Annotated in this window: 10 protein-coding genes; 4 read left to right on the top strand and 6 right to left on the bottom strand. The window is 72.9% G+C overall.

All coding sequences use genetic code 11. The features are described 5' to 3' along the window. Positions 1–293 precede the first annotated feature (293 nt). From ACH4SI_RS27470 to speB, 3 genes are all read right to left on the bottom strand, one after another. Entirely contained in the window at positions 294–1,481 is a 1,188-nt protein-coding gene (locus tag ACH4SI_RS27470) for an acyltransferase (RefSeq protein WP_398300070.1), read from the bottom strand. Further along, positions 1,474–2,418, bottom strand: a complete 945-nt coding sequence (locus tag ACH4SI_RS27475) for an alpha/beta hydrolase (protein WP_398300072.1) — start codon at positions 2,416–2,418, stop codon at positions 1,474–1,476. The genes ACH4SI_RS27470 and ACH4SI_RS27475 overlap by 8 nt, the downstream gene beginning before the upstream one ends. A gap of 143 nt (positions 2,419–2,561) precedes the next feature. Further along, complete coding sequence (gene speB / locus ACH4SI_RS27480) at positions 2,562–3,548, bottom strand: agmatinase (protein ID WP_398300074.1); 987 nt, start codon at positions 3,546–3,548, stop codon at positions 2,562–2,564. Positions 3,549–3,940: 392 nt separating this feature from the next. On the opposite strand from speB, the gene ACH4SI_RS27485 reads away from it, so the two are divergent. From ACH4SI_RS27485 to ACH4SI_RS27495, 3 genes are all read left to right on the top strand, one after another. After that, the gene (locus ACH4SI_RS27485) at positions 3,941–4,144 is read left to right on the top strand and encodes a cold-shock protein (RefSeq protein WP_210986900.1); all 204 of its coding nucleotides are present in this window, start codon (positions 3,941–3,943) and stop codon (positions 4,142–4,144) included. A 104-nt stretch (positions 4,145–4,248) separates the two neighbouring features. Next, a complete protein-coding gene (locus ACH4SI_RS27490) occupies positions 4,249–5,832 on the top strand; it encodes a DEAD/DEAH box helicase (protein ID WP_398300077.1) in 1,584 nt (527 codons plus the stop codon). Between the two features lie 177 nt (positions 5,833–6,009). After that, entirely contained in the window at positions 6,010–6,819 is an 810-nt protein-coding gene (locus ACH4SI_RS27495) for a phosphatase (RefSeq protein ID WP_398300079.1), read from the top strand. A 91-nt stretch (positions 6,820–6,910) separates the two neighbouring features. Here ACH4SI_RS27495 and ACH4SI_RS27500 read toward each other — a convergent pair whose 3' ends face one another. From ACH4SI_RS27500 to ACH4SI_RS27510, 3 genes are all read right to left on the bottom strand, one after another. Beyond that, entirely contained in the window at positions 6,911–7,804 is an 894-nt protein-coding gene (locus ACH4SI_RS27500) for an acyl-CoA thioesterase (protein ID WP_398300081.1), read from the bottom strand. 65 nt (positions 7,805–7,869) lie between these two features. Beyond that, entirely contained in the window at positions 7,870–9,027 is a 1,158-nt protein-coding gene (locus tag ACH4SI_RS27505; RefSeq protein WP_398300083.1) for an acyl-CoA dehydrogenase family protein, read from the bottom strand. Positions 9,028–9,079: 52 nt separating this feature from the next. Further along, positions 9,080–9,703 carry a TetR/AcrR family transcriptional regulator gene (locus tag ACH4SI_RS27510; protein WP_398300085.1) on the bottom strand — a complete coding sequence of 208 codons (624 nt, stop codon included), beginning with the start codon at positions 9,701–9,703 and terminating at the stop codon, positions 9,080–9,082. Between the two features lie 98 nt (positions 9,704–9,801). On the opposite strand from ACH4SI_RS27510, the gene ACH4SI_RS27515 reads away from it, so the two are divergent. Continuing rightward, on the top strand, positions 9,802–11,454 hold the full coding sequence (locus tag ACH4SI_RS27515; protein ID WP_398300269.1) for a carboxyl transferase domain-containing protein: 1,653 nt from the start codon (positions 9,802–9,804) through the stop codon (positions 11,452–11,454). Positions 11,455–11,462 lie beyond the last annotated feature (8 nt).

Here is an 11,462-nt window from a genome sequence, read left to right on the forward strand (position 1 = left end):
GGAACAGCGCCATGACGAGCGCCGTGGACTGGACGGCGGCGAAGAGCGTGCCCCAGCCCGCGCCGAACCCGTACAGCTCCGGGTACTTGTCGAGGCACGCGATGAACAGCACCACCGCGCCCAGCACCACCGGCAGCGCGAACGCGGGCAGCCGGTCCAGCCAGCTCGGCCCGCTTCGGCGCGGCAGCGGATCGGCCGCCGTCGTCCACAAGTCCTCGCGCAAGGTAACCGGAACCGTCCGCAGCCCCCGCAACGCCCGCCCCGCCCACGCCCGCCCCCTCATGGACGCGAGCCTATCCACGCCGCACCGCTCCCGCTCGCTTCCGCGCCTGCCCCACCGCCCTGCCGGGACGGCCCTCGCGCACCACCCGGCCACCCGGGCGCGGTCGGGCGTGTTCGTACGTGCCGAACGCCGCCCGGCACACCAGCAGCGCGGCCGCGAACACCGGCAGCCAGGCCAGGCGGGCGGCGAGCCAGGCCGGTCCGTCGGGCACGGTGTGCAGGCCGGGCAGCGGGCCGCTCAGCCGCAGGGCGGTCGAGGTGACCGCCATCATCGCGGTCTGGTGCCACAGGAAGACGGTCATCGCGGATGCGTTCAGCAGTGTCACCACCGCCCACACCGGGGGCCGGGCCAGCGCCCGGCGCAGTGGGCCGAGCAGCAGCAGCGCCGCCCCGCACTGGGCCAGGCCGAAGGTGACGGCGGCCAGGGTCGGCGGGTTGAGGTTGGATATCGCGGCGCCGGGCACCCCGACCATGGCCGCCGGGTAGCCGCCGAACAGGACGAGACCGGCCGTGACCGTCCCGCCCCCGAGCAGCAGCACCCAGCCGGTCATGCGCCCCCGCAAGCCCCCGCGCGCCCATGCCGCGCCCAGGCAGTACGGGACCAGCCAGCCCGCCGCCAGGTTGATCCAGCCGAGCCAGGCGGGGCCGCCGAGGCCGAAGCGGAGCAGGTCGACGTGGAGGACGATGGCGAGCGGCCACAGCGGATGCAGCCGCGCCACCAGCGGGGTCGCCGCCGTGAGCGCAGCGAAGACCAGCAGGAACCAGAGCGGCGACAGCACCAGTTTGAGCAGGCTGTGCAGGGTCGTCAGGCCCACCCCGGAGGCCAGCATCGCGCCCGCCGCCAGGGTCCACACCACCAGCACCGCGGCGACCGGCCGGAACAGCCGGGCCATCCGGGCACCCAGCCACTGGCGGTACGTCACGCCCCGGGCGCGGGCGGACGCGTGGCCGCGCGCGCCCATCTGTCCTCCGACCAGGAAGAAGACCGCGAGGGTCTGAAACGCCCAGGTGAGCGGGACGAGATGGGGCTGGTACTGGAGCGGGCTGGTGGCCCGCACCGTGCCGCTGTCGGCGACCAGGGCGGTCACCATCCAGTGGCCGAGCACCACGCCGAGGATGGCGAACGCACGCAGCGCGTCCACGGCGCGGTCGCGCTCGGGCGGGGTGGCGGCGTCGACGCGCCGGATCAGCTCACGCATGCCCGTCCCCCACGATCCGGGCCAGGCTCCGCAGGCTGACGGAACCGGGCTTGAGGTAGTCGCTGTGGCCGCCGTCGCCCGCGTCGAAGATCCGGGCGCCGAACCCCTTCGAGACGGGATCGGTCCCCAGCCCGACGGTGGTGAACAACAGCGGGATCCGCACGTGCGGGACGTCGGCTATCCAGTCGTGCGCGCCCCGGCCCGCCCAGACGGCGGCCCGGGTGTGCAGCTGGCCGACGCCGTCGGCGGCGACGCCGGGGCTGCCGTACAGGACGATGTCCGCGGCCGCAGTCCCGGACGCGGCCCGCGCGCAGAGCAGGGAGCCGTAGGAGTGGCAGAGCAGCGATATCCGGGCCCGGGGCGCCGCGGTGGCCAGCTCCCCGACGAAGGAGGCGAGCCGGGGCGCCGCCCGGTCGGCCAGCCCCGCCGTCAGCACCTCGGGGCTCACCGTGCCCGGCGTCTCGTACCCCAGCCAGGCGACGACGGCGCCGCGCTGCCCGAGTTGGTGCCGCAGGGCGACGGCTCCGGCGCGCAGGCGCCCGTACCGGTCGAGGCCGGTGTCCGACCCCGGCACCAGGACGGCGACCCGCGTGGCGCGCGACAGATCCCCGAAGACCTCGACGGAACGGCCCCCGTCCCGCCCGTCGAAGGAGAGGAACTGCCGCGCCGGGTCCGCCATTTCCCGCAGCGCGGCCGCCCGCCGCCGGTCCCCGTGCCCCGCGGCCATCCGCTCGGCGGCCCGTATGTCCGCGCGGTGCGCGGCGTACCGCGCGTCGAGGGCGGCGGGCGTCGCGGCGGTCAGCGCGGGGAGCACCGACGGGGCGGGCGCCGGCACCGCCGCGGGCCGCGCGGCCCCCGCCACCGGCACGGCCACCGAGGCCGCGACGAGCACACCGAGCAGAGTGCGGCGGATGCGGCCGCGCACGCGGAATGCCATCCCTGTCCCCTTCCGTACCGGATGTTGGTACCTACGGAAGGTAGGGAGCAGCGCGGGTAGTTGGCGTCACTCCAGGGGGTGCACTCGTCGCGTAGCTCTCAGGTACTACGGGTACGACGCCCCCTCGAACCGACCCGCCGGGCTCAGGCGGCGCGCGAGGCGGCGATCTGGCGGGCCATGATCGTCGTCAGTTCGTACGCCGTGTGGGAGGCCGCCACCGCGGTGATCTCCGCGTGGTCGTACGCCGGGGCGACCTCGACCAGGTCGGCGGAGACCAGGTGGCAGCCGGCCAGGCCGCGCAGGATCTCCAGCAGCTCGCGGGAGGTGAGGCCGCCCGCCTCGGGGGTTCCGGTGCCGGGGGCGTGGGCCGGGTCCAGGACGTCGATGTCGATGGAGATGTAGAGCGGACGGTCGCCGATGCGCTGCCGGAGCTGGTCGGCGACCTCGTCCACGCCGCGCCGCATGACATCGGCGGAGGTGACGATGCCGAAGCCCATCTTCTCGTCGTCGTCCAGGTCCTGCTTGCCGTACAGCGGGCCGCGGATGCCGACGTGCGAGAGGGCGGCGGTGTCGAGGATGCCCTCCTCGACGGCGCGCCGGAAGGGCGTGCCGTGGGTGTACTCGGCGCCGAAGTACGTGTCCCAGGTGTCCAAATGGGCGTCGAAGTGCAGCAGCGCCACCGGACCGTGCTTGCGGGCGACGGACCGCAGCAGCGGGAGGGCGATGGTGTGGTCGCCGCCGAGGGTCATGAGCCGGGCGCCGCTGTCGAGGAGGTCGTCGGCGGCGGCCTGGACCGTCTCCACCGCCTCGTCGATGTTGAACGGGTTCGCGGCGATGTCCCCGGCGTCGGCGACCTGGGCGAGGGCGAAGGGCGCGGCGTCCTGCGCCGGGTTGTACGGGCGCAGCAGCCGGGACGCCTCGCGGATGGCGTTGCCGCCGAAGCGGGCGCCGGGGCGGTAGGAGACGCCGGTGTCGAAGGGCACGCCGACCACGGCGACGTCCGCGGTGCCGCCGACCTCGTCGACGCGCGGCAGCCGGGCGAAGGTGGCGGGGCCGGCGTAGCGCGGGACCCGGGAAGAGTCGACGGGGCCGACGGGGGCTGCGGTGGGCTCACGGTCGCTTGCGGTCATGAATCCGAGCGTAGGCAGAGCGGTCGCTCGACCACATGTACGTTCCCTAGCACCCGGCCGGGGCGATTTGGACACCACGTCCATGGGCCGGACGGCCTCGCCGGTATCGTGCCTGGTGGGAGCGGATGGGTCGTACTCGCACGTCGCATCCAATGTCGCGAGGTCGCGGCGCGGCCCGGCGGGGTGATCGGTGTCTCCCCCGCTCGCGCCCCTCGCGTGATAAGCTCGCGACAGTTGCAGTTTTGGTACCCATGAACGTTATGTGCGCCTGACGGGATGTAGCCTCAGGCGCATTTTTGTTTTGACCGGTCATTTCCGGATGGGGTCAATGCGGCGACGCGGAATCCGTCAAACGCGGGTTCCGGATCGACCCCCATTGAAGGAGAAATGACATGGCCACCGGCACCGTGAAGTGGTTCAACTCGGAAAAGGGCTTCGGCTTCATCGAGCAGGACGGCGGCGGCGCCGACGTCTTCGCCCACTACTCGAACATCAACGCCCAGGGCTTCCGCGAGCTCCAGGAGGGCCAGAAGGTGTCGTTCGACGTCACGCAGGGCCAGAAGGGCCCGCAGGCCGAGAACATCGTTCCCGCCTGACGCAGCGCATATCGCGAGCCGGGGCCCGCACCTGAAGAGGTGCGGGCCCCGGCTCGTGCCCGCTTTCCGCGGGCCGATCCCCGCCCGTTCCAGGAAGGCCCCGCATGAGCCGTTACGCCCGCCCGTCCCGCAGGCCCCGGTCACACTCCCGTTCCACCGTTCGTACCAGCCGTCCCTCCGACGGCGGCAACGAATTCGCCCTGCCGCGCGACACCACCCCGGTGCTGCCCGCCGTCGCCACGTTCGCCGAGCTGGACCTTCCGCACGGCCTCGCCGCGGAGCTGAAGGACCAGGGCGTCACCGTGCCGTTCCCGATCCAGGCGGCCACCCTCCCCAGCGCGCTCACGGGCCGTGACGTACTCGGGCGCGCCCAGACCGGCTCCGGCAAGACCCTGGCCTTCGGCCTCGCGCTGCTGGCCCGCACCGCCGGGCGGCGCGCCGAACCCCGCCGTCCGCTCGGCCTGGTCCTGGTGCCCACGCGGGAGCTGGCCCAGCAGGTCTCCGACGCGCTCACGCCCTACGCCCGCCGGCTGCGGCTGCGCCCGGCCACCGTGGTGGGCGGCATGTCGATCAACCGTCAGGCCGACGCCCTGCGCAACGGCGCCGAGGTGGTCATCGCGACGCCGGGCCGCCTTCACGATCTGATCGAACGCGGCGACTGCCGGCTGGACCAGGTGCGCATCACCGTCCTCGACGAGGCCGACCAGATGGCCGACATGGGGTTCCTCCCGCAGGTGACCCGGCTGCTGCGCCAGGTGCCCGCCGACGGCCAGCGCATGCTGTTCTCCGCGACCCTCGACAACAACATCAGCCGGCTGGTGAACGAGTTCCTCACCGACCCTGCGCTGCACTCGGTCGACCCCTCGGCGGGCGCGGTCACCACGATGGAGCACCATGTGCTGCACATCGCGGACACCGACAAGCGCTCCGTCGCCACCCGGGTCGCCGCGCGGGACGGCCGCGTCATCATGTTCCTGGACACCAAGCACGCCGTCGACCGGCTGACCCGCCATCTGCTGGCCAACGGCGTACGGGCTGCCGCGCTGCACGGCGGCAAGTCCCAGCCGCAGCGCACCAAGACCCTGGAGCGCTTCAAGACCGGCGTCGTCACCGCGCTCGTGGCCACGAACGTCGCGGCCCGCGGCATCCATGTCGACGACCTCGACCTGGTCCTCAACGTGGATCCGCCCGCGGACCACAAGGACTATCTGCACCGTGGCGGGCGCACCGCCCGCGCGGGCGGCTCCGGCAGCGTCGTCACCCTCGTCCTGCCCGACCAGCGCCGCGACATGACCCGGCTGATGTCCGCTGCGGGCATCACCCCGAACACGGCCCGGGTGCACTCGACCGACGCCGAGCTGACCCGCATCACCGGCGCGCAGGAGCCCTCGGGTGTCCCGGTGACGATCAGCACTCCGGCTCCGCAGCAGGCGCCCGGCCCCCGGCAGGCGCGCCGCGGCGGCGGTGGTAGCGGCGGTGGCGGTGGCTCGAGCCGCGGCTCCCGGGGCGGCTCGGGCCGCGGGTCCGGCGGCGGATCCGGGCGCGGATCCGGCGGCGCGTCGGGACGGGGCTCCGGCGGCGCGTCCGGGCGCGGATCCGGCGGGTCGGGACGGGGCTCCGGCGGCTCCGGCGGGGCGGGGCGGGGCTCCGGCGGCGGGGTGGGCCGTAGCCGCCGTTCCGGCCGCTAGGGCCTGTCCGGCGGATCCAGTGGCCGGTGGCGGTCCGGGACCGCCCCGGCCATGACGAGCCCGGGGCGCTCGGGCTCGTCACCGCAGTTCGCCATGGGTCGTTCGTCATGGCCGCGTCATATCCGCGTCCGTCCGCAGGCGAGTATTGCCGCCCATTCGCCGGACACAGGGGCGACAATGGGCCACATGCCGATACCCAGTACCGTGCCCAGCCGTGCCGAGCTGATCGACCATCTCGTCCGTACGCGCATCGCGGGTGACGTCGCCACCCCGCGCGAGAACAACCTCTCCCACTACCGCAAGCTCGCGAACGGCGACCGCCACTACTGGCTGGGGCTCGAGCTGGACGACCGCTGGGTGGACGAGCAGGACGTGCTGGCCGTCATGGCGGAGCGGTGCGGGGTGGTCGACGACCCGGAGCACCGCACCGGGCAGGACACGATCGACCCGGAGCTGACGGTCGGCGCGCTGGACCGGATGGCGTCGGTGCTGCGGAAGGCGGCCGAGGCGCGGCAGCGGGTGCTGTTCGCCACGGGCCACCCGGGCGGGCTGCTGGAGGTGCACAGCGCCACGGCGTCGGCGCTGCACGCGGCGGGGTGCGAGATCGTCGAGATCCCGGGCGGGCTGCACGCGGACGAGGGGTACGTCTTCCAGTTCTGCGACGTGGCCATGCTGGAGCGCGGCGCGACGCTGTGGCACACCCACTCCCCCGCCCCCATGGCGGCGATCCTGGACGGGCTGGCCCGGGAGGGGCGGCAGCTGCCGGACCTGGTGGTCGCCGACCACGGCTGGGCGGGGTGCGCGGGGCAGCGCGGCATCGACGCGGTGGGGTACGCGGACTGCAACGACCCGGCGCTGTTCCTCGGCGAGGCGGAGGGAACGCTCCAGGCGGTGGTCCCGCTGGACGACCACGTCACCAACCCGAGGTTCTACGCGCCGATGACGGCCTATCTGCTGGACGCGGCGGGGCTGACGGCCCAGTTCTGACGCGCGCCGGATCGGGGCGCGCCGGATCGGGGCGCGCGCCGGACCGCCCGCACGCCGGGACGGACGCGCGTCGCCCCGCCCGTCCCGGGGGTTACTTCTTCGGGCGCGGGACCCGCATGACCCCTTCCTGGATCACCGAGACGGCCAGCCGCCCGTCAGCCGTGAAGATACGGCCCTTGGCGAGGCCGCGGCCGCCGGACGAGGACGGGCTCTCCTGGTCGTACAGCAGCCAGTCGTCCACGCGGAACGGCCGGTGGAACCACATGGCGTGGTCGAGGCTGGCGCCGACGATGTCGCCGACCGCCCAGCCACCGCGGCCGTGGGCGAGGAGTATCGAGTCCAGCAGCGTCATGTCGGACACATAGGTGGCCAGGCAGACGTGCAGCAGCGGATCGTCGGCGGCGCCGTCCAGTTTGCCGTCGGTCCGGAACCACACCTGCGACTTCGGATCGCGGGGCTGTCCGACGCTGCCGTACGGCGGAGCGTCCACGTACCGCAGGTCGATGGCGGCCCGTGCCTTCAGCATCCGGTCGACCACCCCCGGCCCGGCGAACAGGTGCTCGTACCGGGGCAGCAGTTCCTCGGCGGTGGGCAGCGAGAGCGGATCCGGCACGTCCGGCATCGGCTCCTGGTGCTCCAGCCCCTCCTCCACCAGCTGGAAGGAGGCGGACAGATGGAAGATCGGCTTCCCGTGCTGGACGGCGACCACGCGGCGCGTCGTGAAGGAGAAGCCGTCGCGGATCCGGTCGACCGTGTAGACGATCGGCGCGCCGGGGTCGCCTGGCCGCAGGAAGTACGCGTGCAGCGAGTGCGGCGGACGGTCCTCCGGGACCGTGCGGCCCGCGGCGACCAGGGCCTGGGCGGCCACCTGGCCGCCGAAGACCCGCGGCACGAGGGGTGCGGCATCGCTGGTGCCGCGGAACATGTCCTCTTCGATCCGCTCCAGGTCGAGCAGGTCGAGCAGGCTCTGTAGTGCGTCATTCATGGTTCAAGCAGTCTTGCAGACCCGTGTTGCGGCACCGTTGCCGACGAGCGTGCACATGGCGACCGTCACAGCCCCATCGACTTGGCGACGATGGAGCGCATGACCTCGCTGGTCCCGCCGTAGATGCGGGTGACGCGGGTGTCCGTGTAGAGCCGGGCGATGGGGTACTCCATCATGTAGCCGTAACCGCCGTGCAGCTGGAGGCACTTGTCGATGACGACGGCCGCGCGCTCGGTGGTGAACAGCTTCGCGGACGCGGCGTCGGCGGCGGTCAGCTCGCCGGCGTCGTGCGCGTCCAGGGCCCGGTCGACGACCGCCTGCATCGCGTCCACCTCGGCCTTGCAGTCGGCCAGCGTGAACTTGGTGTTCTGGAAGGACGCCACGCTCTTGCCGAAGACCTCGCGGTCCCGGACATAGGCCTTGGCGAACTCGACCGCGGCGGCGGACTGCGCGTACGCGCTGACCGCGATGCCCAGGCGCTCCTGCGGCAGGTTGTGGGCGAGGTAGCCGAAGGCCTTGCCCTCCTCGCCCAGCAGGTCCTCCACCGGCACCTTGACGTCGGTGAACGACAGCTCGGCGGTGTCGGACGTCTTCAGCCCCAGCTTCTCCAGCTTGCGGCCGACCGCGTAGCCCTCGCTCTTGGTGTCCACGACCAGGATGGATATGCCCCCGCGGCGGTCCTCGGGGGTGGCGGGGGCGGTGCGGGCGCAGACCAGGACGCGGTCGGCGAGCACCCCGCCGGTGATGAAGGTCTTGGCGCCGTTGAGCACGTAGTGCGTGCCGTCCTCGGACAGCTTGGCGGTCGTCTTCATGCCCGCCAGGTCCGAGCCGGTGCCCGGCTCGGTCATGGCGATGGCGGTCATCATGTCGCCCGAGACGAAGGAGGGCAGCCAGCGCCGCTTCTGCTCCTCGTTGGCGTACTTGAGGATGTACGGGAGACAGAGCGCGGTGTGGACGCCGCTGCCGCCGAAGCTCACCCCGGCGCGGGCGCACTCCTCGGTGATGACCGCGTTGAACTTGAAGCTGGTCTCGCCCGCGCCGCCGTACTCCTCGGGGACCTCGATGCCGAAGATGCCCAGCTCGCCGAGCTTCTTGTAGAAGTCGCGCGGGGCCTGACCGGCCTCCCGCCACTCCTCGTAGTAGGGCACGACCTCGGCGGCGATGAAGTCGCGGATGGTCTCCCGGAATGCCTCGTGATCCTCGTTGAACACCGTGCGACGCATCTCTGCGGCCTCCCTCTGGCTAAGCGCTTGCTCAGTCGAAGTTACCGCCCGGTCACGTCGCCTGTCCAGAGCCGTCCGAGGCGTGGGCCGCGCCGAACGCGCCGAGGGCCAGGCGGTGCAGCAGGGCGGCCGTGGCCGCGCGGCCGGGGAGGGCGCCGGGGCGACCCAGGTGCGGGGTGGAGTTGAGCAGCCCGAACACGGCGTGGACGCAGGCCCGGGCCTCGGCCTCGGCGAGCCTCGGATAGACCTGCCGCACGACCTCGACCCACAGCTCCACATACTGCCGCTGGAGCGAGCGCACCAGCTTGCGGTCGGTGTCCCGGAGCCGGTCCAGCTCGCGGTCGTGGAGGATGATCAGCGGGCGGTCGTCCAGGGCGAAGTCGATGTGGCCCTCGATGAGCGAGTCCAGCGCCGCCGCCGGGGCGTCCCCGGCCTCCGCCGCCTCCGCGGCGCGCAGCTTGCCGCCCGTCAGCAGCCGGCCGCTGATACCCACCAGCAACTCGGCCAGCATCGCCTCCTTCCCGGCGAAGTGACGGTAGAGACCGGGACCGCTGATGCCGACCGCCGCGCCTATCTCGTCGACGCCGACGCCATGGAAGCCGCGCTCGGCGAAGAGGCGGGCGGCCTCCTTGAGGATCTGTTCGCGGCGGGTCGGTGCAGGGGCTTGCGTGCTCATGGAAGCAATTCTAGACAGCCGGGTTAGTGGTCGTTAACCTGATGGGTATCATGTTAACGACCACTAACCAGCACGGCGAGTTGAGGGGGCCCGTAGCGATGGAGCAGGCACCGGTGCTGCGAAGCGGCGCCGACCCGGGGTCCGACGTCTGGCAGGCCAACGAGGCCGCACACCGCGAGCTGGCCGCGCGGCTGCGCGAGAAGCTCGCCGCGGCCCGGCTGGGCGGCGGCGAGAAGGCGCGGGCCCGGCACACCGCGCGCGGCAAGCTGCTGCCGCGCGACCGGGTCGACACCCTGCTGGACCCGGGCTCGCCGTTCCTGGAGCTGGCACCGCTCGCCGCCGACGGGCTGTACGAGGGCCAGGCCCCGGCGGCGGGGGTGATCGCCGGGATCGGCCGGGTCGCGGGCCGCGAAGTGGTCGTCATCGCCAACGACGCCACGGTCAAGGGCGGCACGTATTACCCGATGACGGTGAAGAAGCATCTGCGCGCCCAGGAGGTCGCGCTGGAGAACCGGCTGCCGTGCGTCTATCTGGTCGACTCCGGCGGCGCGTTCCTCCCCATGCAGGACGAGGTCTTCCCGGACCGCGACCACTTCGGGCGGATCTTCTACAACCAGGCCCGGATGTCCGGCGCCGGGATCCCGCAGGTCGCGGCGGTGCTCGGGTCGTGCACGGCGGGCGGGGCCTACGTCCCGGCGATGAGCGACGAGGCCGTCATCGTGCGCGGGCAGGGCACGATCTTCCTGGGCGGGCCGCCGCTGGTGAAGGCGGCCACCGGCGAGGTCGTCACCGCGGAGGAGCTGGGCGGCGGCGAGGTCCACTCCCGGGTCTCGGGCGTCACCGACCACCTCGCGGAGGACGACGCCCACGCCCTGCGCATCGTCCGTACGATCGTCTCCACCCTGCCGCCCTCCCCCACCCAGCAGGGCGCGCCGCCCTGGCCGCTCACGCCCTCCGAGGAGCCCGCGGTGGACCCCGCGGGGATGTACGGGGCGGTCCCGGTCGACTCCCGCACGCCGTACGACGTGCGGGAGGTGATCGCGCGGGTGGTGGACGGCTCGCGGTTCGCCGAGTTCAAGGCCGAGTTCGGGACGACGCTGGTCACCGGCTTCGCCCGGATCATGGGCCATCCCGTGGGCATCGTCGCCAACAACGGCATCCTGTTCTCCGAATCCGCCCAGAAGGGCGCCCACTTCATCGAGCTGTGCGATCAGCGCGGCATCCCCCTGGTCTTTTTGCAGAACATCTCGGGCTTCATGGTCGGCCGCAGCTATGAGGCGGGCGGCATCGCCAAGCACGGCGCCAAGATGGTCACCGCCGTCGCCTGCACCCGCGTTCCCAAGCTGACGGTCGTCATCGGCGGCTCCTACGGCGCGGGCAACTACTCGATGTGCGGCCGCGCCTATTCGCCGCGCTTCCTGTGGATGTGGCCCAACGCCAAGATCTCGGTGATGGGCGGCGAGCAGGCCGCCTCCGTCCTCGCGACCGTCAAGCGCGACCAGTTGGAGGCGCGCGGCGAGAAGTGGAGCGCGGAGGACGAGGAGGCGTTCCGGGCGCCGGTCCGCGAGCAGTACGAGACGCAGGGCAGCGCGTACTACGCCACGGCGCGGCTGTGGGACGACGGGGTGATCGACCCGCTGGAGACCCGTACGGTGCTCGGCCTCGCCCTCACCGCGTGCGCGAGCGCCCCGCTGCCCGACCGGGCGCCCAAGGAACCCGCGGCGCCCGGCTACGGCGTCTTCCGGATGTGAGGGGATGC

The organism is Streptomyces sp. NPDC021212 (genome assembly GCF_044332925.1).
Lineage (GTDB): Bacteria > Actinomycetota > Actinomycetes > Streptomycetales > Streptomycetaceae > Streptomyces.